Raw genomic sequence first — 14,213 nt, 5'->3', positions numbered from 1 at the left:
ATGCCGCAAGCTAAGATCAGCAAAATCTTTATTGCCGCATTGGCAGCGGTTCATCTGTCGATCGTGATACCGATCGTTTTGCAGGTCAACATCTGGGCTGACGAGGCATCAACGCTTTTCACCACAGAACACGGCCTGCGATATGCGCTCGAGACCGCAGCGGCAAATGAACGTCAAGCACCGCTCTACTTCTGGATCCTAAGCGTTTGGCGAACGATAGACGGTTCGATCTTTTGGGCTCATATTTTCTCGATACTTTGCAGCGTAGCCGCGATCCCGTTATTCGCGTCTCTTGCATCGAGGCTCTTCGAACGCCGCACTGCACTTCTGGCCGCCACATTTTTTACGTTCCATCCGTACTTGATATGGGCATCGCTGGAGATACGTGTGTATTCCCTGGTGATACTCATCTCGATCGGACTGATGTGTCTGTTCGCCGGCACCTTTGATAATGAGAGCGACAGCCGTTTCAGGTACATATTCTTTGGCGTCCTGTCTGTCATTGCGCTTTATACGAACTACTACTTGGGCTTCCTTCTTCTCGCCTTTGCCGTATCACTGGCGGCGACGGGGCGATGGCGGCAGCTCGTACGATATTTGATCATCATGTGCGCCGCGGCGGCGGCATTTGCTCCGCTGGTTCTCACCGTGATCGCACAATTCTCAGCGAACGCAGGAGGCATTGCCACGGATCGATCATTGACAGAGGGTCTCCGTAATCTGTGGCATCATTTCGTGACCTTCGCCTTACCGGTCGAGCTATTTCCCAATGATCCCGAGGCCGCCATTCTCGCTGTACGAGCTTGGATCGTAAGGCTTGCCGTCATCGGCACCGCGATCTTTACATTCGTGCATCGGCAGCGTCTCAGCCGACGAACGCTACGATACTTCTCGATCGCCGGCACTCTCCTCCTTTGTTTGCTTGCGGCTTATTTTGCACTCGGAACGATCTATGTCGAGATACGTCACATGGCGGTCGCATACGTGCCGTTGATCGTCGCTATTGCCTCCTTGATCGACGACATAGGCACAGGTGAAAAGGGCATCATTGCAAGGATAACGCCTCCCGCAGCGATGCTGCTCATTGTCGCATCATTCTTAAGCGGCCTTGTCACTCTGTATCCGAATAACACAAAACGAGGTGATTGGGCCCGTGTTGCAGAGTTCATTTCGCAAAATGATGAGCGCGCCCGCCCCATAATAATATTTCCGGTGTATGACGCTCTTGCTTTGCCGTATTACTACAAAGGCAACGATCCGATCCTGCCCGCGGAACGCTTTTTCGATTTTGGATTTGAAGGTACGGGAAGCAGCAATGAGACCGGCGAACACGAGACCGGATATGTGATATCACAGTTTCCTGCCGATGCAGATGAGGTCTGGCTTGTCACCAGCGACAAGTGCAGCGAGACGTCCGCGTGCTCCTTATTGGATAATTTCGTCGAAGCGAACTACACTGTCATTACGGAGCAAGTTCTCTACAAAGAAAAAGTACAACTTTTGAAGCGAAAGCAATGAACGACACTATCGATCACACGACCATCGACAAGCCGGTCACGCGCTGTGCGCACTGCGACCGTGAGGTCGATCACTACAATATCTTCATCTCGCCGTCGGGCGGCAGCCGCGTGATCTGCTGGGAATGCCTCGCCCGCGAGGAGAAAGGCTTTAATGCCGCACGCGGCTACGCACGCCAATCACGTCAAGGCCTCATTCCGAGATAATGGCGATCCGTAAGATCACTGAGTTTCCTGCAGAAGTACTTGGAAAGCTCGGGCAGCCGGTCGAAGCCTTTGACGGTGAGCTCGAAGCTCTTTGTGCCGATATGTTCGAAACGATGTACGCAGCCGAGGGCGTCGGGCTTGCGGCGCCGCAGATCGGCCTTAACTTGCGGCTGTTCGTAATGGACTGCGACGGAATAAAGCTTGTCGCTGCAAATCCTGAGATCGTCGCTTCCAAGGGTGAACAATCAAGCCAGGAAGGCTGCCTTTCGGTCGGCAAAGTTCCTGCAGTCCTCACACGTCCGATGAAGGCTACGCTGCGTGCGCAGGACGTGAACGGCGAGTGGTTCGAGACGGAGGCCGAAGGCTACGCCGCACGCTGCTTTCAGCATGAGACGGATCACTGCAACGGCACCCTGTTTATCGACCGTCTGCCGAAGATGCGCCGCGATATGGTCATTAAACGCTTCAAGAAAGAAAAGAATTGGAAGTGAGGGCAAAAAGGTCAGGGCCCCGGGCGAAATGCCGTCCGAAACACCGGCAGCAATTTTCCCTCTACAGCCTTTTCGCGTTCGGTTCTTACGGGAAAAAGATCGTCTGCTACCGGCTCCTCAGAAAAATGTCCGGATGATCGAAAAAGCTCGCTTATCTCTTCCGCAAGCGGTTCGATATCGGTTTGAATAAAAACCAAGCTGCTCGGCGAAAGCCTTCGGGCGAGGCATTTGACCATCTCTTCATTCACCATTCGCCGCTTTGCGTGCTTTTTCTTGAACCACGGATCCGGAAACTGTATGGCCGCGAGATGAAGAATATCGGCAGGGATCCGGGATAAAAGCATATCGAGCCACAACATCGCATTACAGAATTCATAGTGCAGATTTGTTAAGCCGGCTTCTTTGGCAAGACGGTTCGCCTCCGCAACAAGCGGCTCACGTATCTCGACGCCGAGATAATTCCATTCCGGCCGCAGTCCGGCCATTTTCAGCAGAAAACGCCCGCGTGCGCAGCCGATATCGAGCAAGATCGGCTTCGTCGGATCGGCAAAGCAAGTTGCGATATCTATCGGCTTCGGCTGCTGCCGATAGTATGGCGAAAGCGGGTTGACATGTTGATGAACTCGAACGCGGGGCATCAGACAATACGAAATATGAGCAGCGAGGCAAAAACGCAGACAGCACCGTAGATCGCCAAAGACAGCAGCCCGAATGCTTCGACCAGGCCGGAAGCATTTCTCGGGTCGGTATATCGGTCACGCGGAACTTGGAACAACGCATAAACCGCACCGGCGAGAAGGCCGCCGATATGTGCAAAATTATCAACCGCCTGCGAAAGCAGAAAGCCGTAGAACAAAATAAATCCGATATTGAATATCAAGCTGTTGCGGAACTCTGAATTTATGAACTCACGGCGTTTGAACGAGTAAACGACAAGATAGCCGACAAGGCCGATGATGCCGCCTGACGCCCCGACAGAGATGCCATGCGGATTCACAATAAAGCTCAATACGCCGCCGGCAATGGCCGAAAGCAAAAAGATCACGGGTATGTGCCAACGGTTTGTCAGAACTTCGCAGATCCTGCCGAAACTGTAAAAGGCGTAAGTATTAAATCCGTAATGAAGCAAACCGCCATGCAGTGCGGCCCCGGTGAGCAGCCGCCAGTACTCGTGATGCTGTATGAACGCATCCTTATCGTCGCCGGCAGCAATGATCGAATGTTCGAGGCCGGTTGTCATCTGTACGATGAAGACGACGGTGAAGCACGCGATCAAAGCGATCGACGCCCACGGCTGCGGCGTCACGGGCCGGATGGCCGCAGCGTCGGCAGCTTCGTCGGTATCTTGTTGATACTTGAGCGACATACAGCGGCTACATTGCGAGGCCGCCGTCAGCCTGAACTACTTGACCGGTAATGTACGCAGCCGCCGGCGACAGCAGAAAGCACGCGATCGAAGCGGCCTCATCTACTCTGCCGAGCCGCCCCAACGGTATCGAAGCAAGTATCTTCTCGCGGTATTCGGCATTCATTTCCGTTGCCATTTCGGTTTCTATCAGCCCGAGAGCGAGGGCATTAACGGTGATCTTGCGGCTTGCAACCTCTTTAGCAAGCGATTTTGTAAGGCCGATCATACCTGCCTTCGATGCAGAATAATTCGATTGCCCGAGCATACCGACGACGCCTGATATCGACGTGATGTTCAAGATCGACCCGCCGTTGTCGTTCCGCATCATCGGTCGAATGGCCGCTTTTGCAAAGTTCCACGCGCCCTTCAAATTCGTGTCAATGACCGCATCCCAATCATCTTCCTTCATTCGGAGTATGAGCTGGTCGCGCGTGATGCCCGCGTTATTCACCAGCAGATCAACCGTGCCGAATTCTGCCTTGACGGCAGCGACGAACTCCGCGGCGGCTTCCGTATTTGCCACGTCACATTGTGCAGACATCGCTTTTACGCCAAGCTTCTCGATCTCAGCCTTCAACTTTTCTGCCTCGTCGGCACTTTTTGAATAATTGAATGCAACATTTGCACCGTTTCGTGCAAGCTCCAGAACTATCGCTTTGCCGATACCGCGGGTTCCGCCCGTAACGATAGCCGACTTCCCTTCAAACTGCTTATTACTCAACCTTTTCCTCCCACGCCTGAACCGATCCGCAAATACCGCAGATCAGTCCTCAAGTACACTTCTCTGTATCTCAAAGAGCTTTGCGACACCCTTTTCCGCGAGTAGAAGCATCTCATCCATCTGCTCACGCGAGAACGGCTCGCGTTCGGCGGTGCCCTGCAGTTCAATGAACTTCCCCGCACCGGTGCAAACGATATTCATATCGACCTCGGCCTCGGAATCTTCGACGTATGCGAGATCGAGGATCGGTGTATTTTCAATGATGCCGACACTTACCGCCGCGACCTCGCTGACTATCGGGTTCATCATTATGACACCCGTCCTTACGAGTTTCCTGCACGCAAGAGCCAACGCAACATACGCGCCCGTAATTGAGGCACAGCGAGTTCCGCCGTCAGCCTGTATCACATCACAATCAAGATAGATCTGACGTTCACCGAGTTGCCTTTGATCCACCACTGCGCGTAGGCTGCGGCCTATAAGCCGCTGTATCTCCTGCGTCCTGCCGGACGGCCGCTGTGTCTCACGCTGTGTGCGTGTGTTTGTCGCACGCGGCAGCATTGCATATTCAGCGGTTACCCATCCGAGTCCTTTGTTCCGCATGAACAGCGGTACGCGATCTTCTACACTTGCGGTGCAGATGACCTTTGTGCCGCCAACCTCGATCAACGCCGAGCCTTCGGCATAAGGCGAGATATTCGGCGTTATCTTTACGTTGCGAAGCTGGTCATATGCACGATCGTCAGCTCTGTTGTATGCCATATTCAAATAAATCCCGTCACGGCGGACGTATCAACTCAGTTCATCACTGCCGTAAACCTCGACAGCCTCAAGCTTCGACGGTTTGGTGCCCAAGAACCGCTCAGCCACGCGGGCAAAACGGTCAGCGGCGTCCGTTACATAAAAGTGATCGAGGTCGTCGCATAAGGAACGTTCTTGATCGGCCGCGTCGGGATGTGCAAGCCCTTTTGTGTCAAGCAGTGCAGCTACCTCATCGGCCGTCGCCTCGCCTGAATCGACAAGTTTAACATTTTCACCCACCGTCTGCTGGATCACACTGCGAAGGATCGGATAGTGCGTGCAGCCCAGCACGAGCACATCAGGGCGGAATTCGTTGAGGCCCGCAAGATACTTTGCGGCAATGGAGTATGTCTCCGGCTCGTTCACCCAATTCTCTTCGGCAAGCGGTACAAAAAGCGGGCAGGCCGCCTGCATCACTTCCGCCGTGTCTGAGGCCCGCCGGATCGCTTCGTAATAGGCGTTGCTCGCAACCGTTGCTTCAGTGGCGATGACGCCGATCTTTGAATGCTGCTGTTCCCTCGTCATTTGGACGGCCTTGCGCCCGCCCGGGCCGATCACCCCGACAACATCCAGCCCGATCTTTTCGCGGATCTTTGGCAACGCAAGTGCCGATGCAGTATTGCATGCTACGACAAGCATCTTGATACCGCGAGACGCAAGGAACTGAGAATTCTCGATGGCATACCGCTCGACGGTCGCCATAGATTTCGTGCCGTACGGCACCCGAGCAGTGTCCCCCAGGTAAATGAACCTCTCGTTCGGCAGCCGCTTATGCAGCGCGCGATAAACGGTCAGGCCGCCAACACCCGAATCAAAAATTCCGATAGGTCTATCTTTCATCCGACAACCACAAACCAAGAATGATAACGTATCGCGGCCGTACGGTCATTTCAGCCCGGCGGAATGCCCAAAAAACTAAGAGACGGCCGGCTATCAGCGTGTTCGAGGCCAAGTCAGGCTCGGCGCTTTCGTCTTCGATCCAGAATGACCGCAAAGATGACAAGAATTGCCGCGACGGCAACTGCTGCGATCACAATGATCCGCATATTCACGATGTTGCCGCTCACATCCGATGTTTCCCTATTCTCAGAACGCTGTTCACTCTGGTGAGCGGGGCCGCTCATAAGCCGCAGTTCTGCCGTCTTTAGGACATTGGCAACCCGAGTGACCGCCTCTTTCTCGACCACTCCGCGAGCCACTCCGCCGAGGATCCCGCCCAGAGCATCGGATCGCGAACGGTCGGCGAAAATAATGTAGCTTTCCGTCGTCTCACCTGCCGGAATGCGGATCAAGGCTGCGAGCGAGATCGACGCGTCCAGGTATTTGGTCGAGTAGAATTGCCGCGTTACTATGACCTGCGGCTCGTCACCCGATGCATCGCCGCTGAACAGAGCAGTATGCGTAAGTACGACCGTCGGATCGAGGCCGAAATCCATCGATGACCAGTAGAATTCGTTTTGGATGCGGGCCGAGTCGGCTGCGGGAAAGCCTTCCATGTATTGTCGCAAGCCGCCAAGGTCATCGATCAATGGCAGATCTTTCAGAAGCTCAGCGTGGGCCAACCGCAGGTCGAATGGCTTGTTTCGGTTACTCAGCGTACCGAGCGACGCGATGCCGCCCGATCGATATCGGAGCAGATACTCCAGCAGCATCGTGCGAAAGAGTTCGGTCGCCCGCTGCCGATGATCAGTGGAGTTCGGGGCGATATCCGTATTGAACCGCTCGATCCACTCCTTTGACAAATTGATGTTGCAGTTACCGGCGGTACACTTTCTAAGGTCTTCAATATCGCGATCTTCAAGCTCGAATTCGGCAAGGTCTGCGAGCTGAGGCGGTTCTGAGAATCGGCCCTTTGCACCTATTTCCTTATTTGCTTTTTGTGAAAGGCTGTCGCGGAACGCCTCCATCGAAATTCGGGGCAAGTTCGTGTTTCGAACGATGCCGAAAATAGCGATGTCTTGTTTATTCGCGGTTTTGACCGCTTTTACGACGATCTCGCCTCTATCCATTGCGGCAAGATCAGCCTCAGAATATCCTGCGTACTTCACAAGCGTGGTACGAAGCTTGGCTGATGTGAACGGAACTTGTGCCTGCTGAGCAAAGACCGGCACCAGCAGCAAGCCGCCTAACATAACAAGCCTGTGCGCATTCACAAAAATGCTCATCACCGACATTATGCTGTATTTTTGCTGTATTTTTCGAAAAAAGAGTGGTGGAGGCGGCGGGAATCGAACCCGCATCCAAAGGTTGCGACCAGTAAGATCTACACGCTTAGTCGATTCACTTGAGATTCGCCGGCGGCAAGCAGATGAATCGACAAGACCTCGCCTCCGGCTAACCTGACTTATGTTTTAGGAATGTCCGCAGGTGGTGAACAAGCCCTAGCCTGAACTGAGTGATGCCTTATCCGGTCGCATCAGGCGAACTTCCGGTAAGACATTGCTGTAGCTAAAGTTAATTAGGCAGCAAGAGCCAATTCTTGGTTGGCATTTGTGTTTTGCGTGTTGTTTTAACGAGCTAACAAGCAAGCCCGACGTGCTCTCAAAGATCTATACAAGCCCCTGTCGAAGCCTGTCGCCCCCACGATCAAGGAACCTCATTTTACGACATTTCGATGAAAATTGACAGGCAAAAGTTGGGTCAAAAAGACGGCCTTGCTTTTCTGCTTATAGTGGATTATTCTGCTGTTTGTCGTTTCATTCTTGCAACGGCGTTGCACACAGCAATGTCATCACTGAGCCTTGTAAAACCATTATCACACTTACGCGAAGAAAAGGAACACGTCAGCGAACTGCTGACCGAGGGCTTTGCGATACCGGCCGCCCATGGTGCGATAACCGAGATATCGGGAAAGAGCAGTGTGGGAAAAACAGCATTTGTCCTGTCGCTTTTGGCGAGGCTGTCGGCGGACGGAGGCGTTTGTGCAGTGATAGACGGCAGCGATTCATTCGATCCGCGTACGGCGCGGCTCGCCGGTATTGAGTTGGACGGCATTTTGTGGGTCAGATGCGGCGGCAATGTCGAAAAGGCCTTTATGGCGGCCGATCTGGCCGTGCAGGCAAAAGGGTTCGGCTGCATCTGGCTCGACCTGTGCGGCCTGCAGGAGCAAAAACTCCGCATGGTGCCGCGGACATATTGGTTCCGCTATCGCACACGCATAAAGGAAACTCCGACCGTCATGCTTGTTACAACGCGTGAACCGCTGACAGGTTCGGCGTCGCACAGGTCTTATCAATTCGAACTCGAATCGGCCGTTTGGTCAGGCTCCGGCAAATTCCAACTGCTTCGCGAACTGCGTGTAAGGACAGGCGACAAAGGGCGGCCTTTCAGCGAGCCTGTCTCGTCAGTGATCTTTGCGGATCACGGTGAACCGGAGCAAAGCCTTCTTTTACCGTGATCTTATATCTCAAAATCCCGATCAATGCCCAAACTTTACGCATGTATGATCTCGCCCGACGCCGGCCGCAACAGGCAAACGCTTGTTGCGGCGGCGCGTAAATTCGCATATCGGATCGAGGTGTTGACTGACGGCATATTATTCGACGTAAGCGGCCTCGAACGCCTGATCGGCAAGCCTGAGAATGTGGCGCAGGCGATATTCGATGAGATAAAGCTGTGTAATACAGCCGCGAGCGTTGCGGTCGCCGCGACTCCGGATGCGGCAATTCTGCTTGCGCGGCAAAAGGGCGGTTTGTGCCATTCGATACACGAAAGTGAGGGCTTTGCTCAGCTCCCGCTCGGCGACCTCGGGCTTGAGGACAATATGCTCAGCGTCTTCGACGACCTCGGCATTCACCGCATCAAAGATCTTTTGGCGATCCCTCGATCTGACCTTATTGAGCGTTACGGCCGCGAATTCGAATCTGTCCTGCGGCGTATCGAACAAAGCGGCGACCGCCTGCTCGTGCCGAATGTGAAAGAGGAAAATGTCTCGTGGGGCATTGATCTCGATCGTTCGGTCGAGAATTTCGAGCAGCTGATCTTTGTGATAAATCACGGGCTTAGCCTTCTTTTTGAACACACAGCTTATCTGGGCAACAGCTGCGAACACATAGACCTGAGGCTCACACTTAAGAACGGATCGACACGGCTTTATGCGGTAAAAACATCCTTCCCGACGCTTGAGAGGCCATTATGGCTGAAGCTCATTGATCTGCGTGTCGCGATCGCACCGCCTGACGCTGATATAGCCGCCGTTCATGCAACCGCACATTTCACAAAGGCCAGGCCTGAGCAAAAAGGCCTGTACGCGGCATCGCGTCCCGAGCCGGAAAGCCTTCTGCTGACCGTCAACAAATTAAAAAAGCTTGTCGGCGAAAGAAATGTCGGCGTACCGAAACTGCTGAACAGCCGCACGGCGATGCCTTTCACGCTTGATCCGGCGGCGATCCCGAAAGGAGTGAATTCAGGGGCCGTCAAAAAGCATCTGCCGTGTGCCGCCTTCAAGTATTATCGGCCGCCGGTACATACACAGGTACTTATTCGCGAAAAACGCCTTGTATTCGTTAAAAGCCGAAGCATCAGCGGCCATGTGGTCAAATGCAGCGGCGTTTGGAAAGGAAATTCGCATTGGTGGGATAAGAATTGGCGAACTAACGAATGGGATATCGAGGTCGAAGGCAGCGGCATCTATCGGCTCTGCAAGGCAGGCGATGAGTGGTTCTTGACAGGAGAGTACGACTAACGCCAAAGGCACGGATCAACGGTAATTATAAGATATAAGATGTTCTGCGAACTTCACACACGCTCGGCTTTCAGCTTCCTGTCTTCCGGATCACAGCCGCAAAGGCTTGCCGAACGCGCGGCTGAATTAGGGATGAAAGCCGCGGCACTGCTCGACAGGGACACGGTCGCCGGTGCCGTGCGTTTTCACTTTGCGGCAAAGGATCTTGGCGTACGGCCGATCATCGGCAGCGAGATCACAATGGAAGGCGGCGGGCTTTTGCCGCTTATCCCGGTCAGCCTCGAAGGCTATCGCAACCTTTCAAAACTCATCACCACAATAAAACTCCGTCACAAAAAGGGCGAGCACTTCGCCACGCGCAAGGATATCGAAGAACATTCAAAAGGCCTCTTATGCTTTACAGGCGGCGAAGACGGCTTTGTACGAAACGGCATACGCAGCGGTGCGGGCATCGCAGGCCTTGCATGGCTCAACTATGTCTTTGCGGGCCGCTTGTACGTTGAATTCCAGCGGCATCATCTGCGTTATGAAGAATATCTGAATCAGATATTGCTCGGCTACGCACACAAGCTGCGGCTGCCCTATTTTGCAAGCAACGGCGTATATTATGCCGACCGGCACGACCGTGAGCTTTTTGACGTCTTTACCTGCATAAAGAATCATACGACCATCCATGAGGCAGGAACGCTTCTGAGCGAGAACAATGAGCGTTATTTGAAAACGCATAAACAGATGCTTGACCTTTTTGCCGATATGCCCGAGGCGGTCGAGCTGACCGAGGCGATCGCATCACGCATCGAATTCTCAATGGACGAGTTGTCATACTCCTTCCCGCGATACAAACTGCGGCCCGGCGAGTCCGCATCGTCGCTTCTCAGGCAAAAGACGACCGCACGGTCGCACGAACGCTATCTTCACGAATCTCCGGCGATACGTTCGCAGGTATTGTCACGCCTTGAGAAAGAATTCCGCGTTATCGAGATGAAAGGCCTTGAGGGCTATTTTCTGACCGTTGCGGATATTTCGGATTTCTGCAAAGCGAACAACATACTCTCGCAGGGACGCGGTTCGGCAGCGAACTCGGTCGTTTGCTACACTCTCGGCATCACAGCGGTCGAGCCGATAAAGAATAAGCTCCTGTTCGAGCGTTTCTTGTCCGAAAAATACGAGAAATATCCTGACATCGACATAGACCTGCCGTCCGGCAATGACCGCGAAAAGGTCATACAGCATGTATATGAGACCTATGGCCGCCGAGCCTCGGGAATGACGGCAAATGTCATAAGCTACCGCGGCAGGTCGGCAGTGCGTGAGGTCGGCAAGGCCTTCGGCTTTGACGACGATACCCTCAAAAAGCTCTCAAAACTCAATTCACATCACGAAACATTCAAAGGAGAGGAATTCAGCCGGCGTTCAAAGGAAGCGGGCATCGACATCTCGGCAAACCTAACTTTGTATAAATTCGCCGATCTCTATCAGCGCATCCTCGATTTTCCGCGGCATCTGGGCCAACACTCCGGCGGCATGGTCGTTTCGTGGGGCAAGCTCGACGGCATCGTCCCTCTCGAACCCGCGTCTATGGAAGGCCGCACGATCATTCAATGGGACAAGGATGACTGCGAAGCGTTAAAGATCGTCAAGATCGATCTTTTAGGCCTCGGGATGATGGCCGTCCTGCGCGACACGATCACTTTGATACGAGAGCATCGCGGCGAAGATCTCGGGCTTTACAAGCTTCCGACGGATGATAAAGAGGTCTTTGATGCCCTGCAGAACGGCGACACCGTGGGCATGTTCCAAGTGGAAAGCCGGGCACAGATAGCATTCCTGCCAAAGTCTAAGCCAAGCACCTTTTACGACATTGTGGTCCAGGTCGCGATCATCCGCCCCGGCCCTATGGTCGGCAAAATGCTTCACTCCTACATAAAGCGGCGGCAAGGCCTCGAAGAAGTAACGTATCCGCACCCTTCGCTAAAGCCCGTCTTGGAGCGCACGCTGGGCGTGCCGCTGTTTCAGGAACAGCTCCTGAAAATGGCAATGGAGATCGCGGACTTCAGCGGCTCAGAGGCCGAAGAACTGCGTAGAGTGATGGGCTTCAAACGCCCGGACAGAAAAATGGGCTTGGTCAGTCAAAAGCTGCGTGAAGGGATGTCACGCAGAGGCATTTCGCCGCACATTCAAGAACAGATAATAGATTACACAAAGGCTTTTGCGAATTACGGCTTTCCTGAATCGCACGCTTACAGCTTTGCCTTGCTTACTTACGCATCGGCTTACTTCATGATCCATTATCGGGCATATTTTATGGCAGCGATGTTCAATAACTACCCGCTCGGTTTCTATTCCGCCGCAACGCTTGTCAAAGATGCCCAACGGCACGGCCTGCATTTCAGAGCCCTTGACATAAACCGTTCGCAATATGATTTTACGATCGAAGAAGGCGAGGTAAGGGTCGGCCTGCGTTTTGTACGCGGGCTTCGCGAAGACATCGGCCGCGAGATCGTATCAAACCGCCAAAGCGGCTATACAAGTGTTGCCGATCTGATCGGCCGCGTTCCCGCGATCAATAAACGCGAGATCAGAGCACTCAGCCTCGCCGGTGCATTGAATTTTGAGAATACGATCCATCGCCGACAAGCTCTGTGGCACTCGGAGCTTGCGATACGCCCGCAAGGCAGCCTCTTTGACCAACGTAATGATGAAACGCCGTCCGAGATACAGCAGCCACAGTTCCTAAAACGTTTGGAAGGCCTTGAACTCGTTGACGCCGACCTTCGCAAAATAGGCATCTCGATCGGCAAACATCCGATGGCATTTGTCCGCAAAGAGATGATGCGGCGCGGCATTCTATCGGCACACGAAACACTTAGCCTTAAAAGAGGCCGCGTGGTCTCATCAGCAGGTGCCGTGATCATCCGTCAGCGTCCGATGACCGCTAATAATGTGGTCTTTATCACACTTGAGGACGAAACGGGCTTTTCGAACTTCGTCGTTATGCCTGACAAATTCGAGCAATATCGAACCATCATCACACACAATGATTTCCTGATAATAAAAGGCGTTTGCGAAGACCGAGGAATGCTGCGGGCGATCCACTTCAAGCCGCTCGACCTGCTCACGACCGAGGTCATCTCACACGATTTCCACTAGACGCAGCCATGGCGGCACAAAAACGCCTTAGGAGCTTTCCAAAGACCCTAAGGACGGCCTGTGCTGAAATATCATCTTGAGCCAGCTACTTCTTCTTACCGAATTTCACTCTTAAGCCCGTGGACATAAGCACGTCGTTCGTTTTCAGATTGCCGGTCGGATAGCTGTTGTAGCGGTCGGTAAATGAAAGATGCCAGCCCAACCAATTATTAATATCGCTCTGGAGCGACGAATCGAAAACGGCTCTTACTCGGCCGGGCATAGATATGCTCGGATAGAACGAGAAGCGCTGATTGAACCGAATGCGGCTGTTCAGCCTTAATTTCAGATCGTCGCCAACCGTACCCTCTGCAGAGAACCGCTTGAGGCCGGTGTAGTAATTCTCCCTGTTAGCTGAAGCACCGCCGAAAATATCAAGCTGGATCCTCTTTCCGACCAATGCCTTATACCCGAAGCCGGCTCCCAGGACGGTCCTGAAACGCAGTTTCTGCATACGGTCGTGTTCCAGATCGATCCCACCATAAACAAACAGTCTCGGATCTATGTTTCGGTCGTATCGAACGCCGGTCCACGCTCCCTTTGCCGTCGCAACCGTCGCCCCGCGCGACTTGCTCTGCGCCTGAATGGCATTGAAATAAAAGACGATCTTATTCCGCACGGTCTCACGCTGTGCCCGCGTATTGATGTTCAACGCCCGCGTTGTCGAGTTACCCGACGTCAGGCTGAAACCGACATCGGCAAAACCTGTCCAAAGCTCCGCCAGCTTCGGGTGTTCACGAAGCCTTACTTCCGCATCATAACGCTTCTGCTCATCTTCGCTTCGCATCACCTCGATCTTATCTGACGCGATATGCACCGTTTCATCGGTCGAGGTCGTTACCTCAACACCGTTGCCGTCAGAATAGACAAGCCCGCTCATCTGCTCACCATCCTTTGTCTTAATGACGATCTGCCCTTCACTGACGATGCTTTTTACATCGGCCCATGCAATGCTGACCGTTCCCATCGAATGTGTTTCGACAACCAGCTTATCGCCGTCCTTCTTGACGATCTTCCCCGTCAAGCGGTCTCCGTTATTAAGATAAACCTGATCTGCAAGGGCAGGAACCGACAGCACTGACAGCAGAACGATCAGGAAAAGCGTACTCGATCTCTTCATAACATCACTTCTTCGCCACACACGAGCGAAATTCTTGATTTCAACAAATATAACCGCGAAGAGCAACCGCGAATG

13 protein-coding genes and 1 other RNA gene are annotated in these 14,213 nt (G+C 53.4%); 6 read left to right on the top strand and 8 right to left on the bottom strand.

The genetic code is table 11. The features are described from left to right. From HS105_03620 to def, 3 genes are read left to right on the top strand one after another with little or no spacing between them, the layout of a single operon-like run. Positions 1–1,518: a glycosyltransferase family 39 protein gene (locus HS105_03620; protein ID MBE7515687.1), complete on the top strand. Its 1,518-nt coding sequence runs from the start codon at positions 1–3 to the stop codon at positions 1,516–1,518. Next, positions 1,515–1,724, top strand: a complete 210-nt coding sequence (locus tag HS105_03615; GenBank protein ID MBE7515686.1) for a hypothetical protein — start codon at positions 1,515–1,517, stop codon at positions 1,722–1,724. Before HS105_03620 ends, HS105_03615 begins: the two co-directional genes overlap by 4 nt. After that, complete coding sequence (gene def, locus HS105_03610) at positions 1,724–2,215, top strand: peptide deformylase (GenBank protein ID MBE7515685.1); 492 nt, start codon at positions 1,724–1,726, stop codon at positions 2,213–2,215. The genes HS105_03615 and def overlap by 1 nt, the downstream gene beginning before the upstream one ends. Positions 2,216–2,226: 11 nt before the next feature. Here def and trmB read toward each other — a convergent pair whose 3' ends face one another. From trmB to ssrA, 7 genes are all read right to left on the bottom strand, one after another. Further along, positions 2,227–2,853: a tRNA (guanosine(46)-N7)-methyltransferase TrmB gene (gene trmB, locus HS105_03605; GenBank protein ID MBE7515684.1), complete on the bottom strand. Its 627-nt coding sequence runs from the start codon at positions 2,851–2,853 to the stop codon at positions 2,227–2,229. After that, positions 2,853–3,581 carry a rhomboid family intramembrane serine protease gene (locus tag HS105_03600; GenBank protein ID MBE7515683.1) on the bottom strand — a complete coding sequence of 243 codons (729 nt, stop codon included), beginning with the start codon at positions 3,579–3,581 and terminating at the stop codon, positions 2,853–2,855. The genes trmB and HS105_03600 overlap by 1 nt, the downstream gene beginning before the upstream one ends. A 7-nt stretch (positions 3,582–3,588) precedes the next feature. Further along, the gene (gene fabG, locus HS105_03595; GenBank protein MBE7515682.1) at positions 3,589–4,344 is read right to left on the bottom strand and encodes a 3-oxoacyl-[acyl-carrier-protein] reductase; all 756 of its coding nucleotides are present in this window, start codon (positions 4,342–4,344) and stop codon (positions 3,589–3,591) included. A gap of 42 nt (positions 4,345–4,386) precedes the next feature. Further along, entirely contained in the window at positions 4,387–5,106 is a 720-nt protein-coding gene (gene rph, locus HS105_03590; GenBank protein ID MBE7515681.1) for a ribonuclease PH, read from the bottom strand. Between the two features lie 30 nt (positions 5,107–5,136). Continuing rightward, on the bottom strand, positions 5,137–5,985 hold the full coding sequence (locus HS105_03585) for a glutamate racemase (GenBank protein MBE7515680.1): 849 nt from the start codon (positions 5,983–5,985) through the stop codon (positions 5,137–5,139). A gap of 113 nt (positions 5,986–6,098) precedes the next feature. Next, complete coding sequence (locus tag HS105_03580) at positions 6,099–7,277, bottom strand: hypothetical protein (protein ID MBE7515679.1); 1,179 nt, start codon at positions 7,275–7,277, stop codon at positions 6,099–6,101. 78 nt (positions 7,278–7,355) lie between these two features. Then, positions 7,356–7,727: a transfer-messenger RNA gene (ssrA, locus tag HS105_03575) on the bottom strand. Between the two features lie 143 nt (positions 7,728–7,870). Between ssrA and HS105_03570 the strand changes: the two genes are divergently transcribed. Genes HS105_03570 through HS105_03560 form a run of 3 tightly spaced genes read left to right on the top strand, consistent with a single transcriptional unit; the run spans position 7,871 to position 12,979 of the window. Then, a complete protein-coding gene (locus HS105_03570) occupies positions 7,871–8,542 on the top strand; it encodes a hypothetical protein (GenBank protein MBE7515678.1) in 672 nt (223 codons plus the stop codon). Positions 8,543–8,566: 24 nt separating this feature from the next. Next, the gene (locus HS105_03565) at positions 8,567–9,829 is read left to right on the top strand and encodes a hypothetical protein (protein ID MBE7515677.1); all 1,263 of its coding nucleotides are present in this window, start codon (positions 8,567–8,569) and stop codon (positions 9,827–9,829) included. Between the two features lie 39 nt (positions 9,830–9,868). Then, complete coding sequence (locus HS105_03560) at positions 9,869–12,979, top strand: error-prone DNA polymerase (protein MBE7515676.1); 3,111 nt, start codon at positions 9,869–9,871, stop codon at positions 12,977–12,979. A gap of 85 nt (positions 12,980–13,064) precedes the next feature. Here HS105_03560 and HS105_03555 read toward each other — a convergent pair whose 3' ends face one another. Further along, positions 13,065–14,138: a DUF481 domain-containing protein gene (locus HS105_03555; protein ID MBE7515675.1), complete on the bottom strand. Its 1,074-nt coding sequence runs from the start codon at positions 14,136–14,138 to the stop codon at positions 13,065–13,067. Positions 14,139–14,213 lie beyond the last annotated feature (75 nt).

This window comes from Chloracidobacterium sp., from assembly GCA_015075585.1.
Lineage (GTDB): Bacteria > Acidobacteriota > Blastocatellia > Pyrinomonadales > Pyrinomonadaceae > OLB17.
Note: the sequence above shows the minus strand (reverse complement) of the source record. Positions and strands in the feature narration are given on the sequence as shown.

Excerpts from the sequence above, each read along its gene's own strand:
- HS105_03560 (MBE7515676.1), top strand. The coding sequence starts at position 9,869 with ATGTTCTGCGAACTTCACACACGCTCGGCTTTCAGCTTCCTGTCTTCC.
- HS105_03565 (MBE7515677.1), top strand. The coding sequence starts at position 8,567 with ATGCCCAAACTTTACGCATGTATGATCTCGCCCGACGCCGGCCGCAAC.
- HS105_03580 (MBE7515679.1), bottom strand. The coding sequence starts at position 7,277 with ATGTTAGGCGGCTTGCTGCTGGTGCCGGTCTTTGCTCAGCAGGCACAA.
- rph (MBE7515681.1), bottom strand. The coding sequence starts at position 5,106 with ATGGCATACAACAGAGCTGACGATCGTGCATATGACCAGCTTCGCAAC.
- HS105_03600 (MBE7515683.1), bottom strand. The coding sequence starts at position 3,581 with ATGTCGCTCAAGTATCAACAAGATACCGACGAAGCTGCCGACGCTGCG.
- def (MBE7515685.1), top strand. The coding sequence starts at position 1,724 with ATGGCGATCCGTAAGATCACTGAGTTTCCTGCAGAAGTACTTGGAAAG.
- HS105_03555 (MBE7515675.1), bottom strand. The coding sequence starts at position 14,138 with ATGAAGAGATCGAGTACGCTTTTCCTGATCGTTCTGCTGTCAGTGCTG.
- HS105_03570 (MBE7515678.1), top strand. The coding sequence starts at position 7,871 with ATGTCATCACTGAGCCTTGTAAAACCATTATCACACTTACGCGAAGAA.
- HS105_03615 (MBE7515686.1), top strand. The coding sequence starts at position 1,515 with ATGAACGACACTATCGATCACACGACCATCGACAAGCCGGTCACGCGC.
- HS105_03585 (MBE7515680.1), bottom strand. The coding sequence starts at position 5,985 with ATGAAAGATAGACCTATCGGAATTTTTGATTCGGGTGTTGGCGGCCTG.
- HS105_03620 (MBE7515687.1), top strand. The coding sequence starts at position 1 with ATGCCGCAAGCTAAGATCAGCAAAATCTTTATTGCCGCATTGGCAGCG.
- trmB (MBE7515684.1), bottom strand. The coding sequence starts at position 2,853 with ATGCCCCGCGTTCGAGTTCATCAACATGTCAACCCGCTTTCGCCATAC.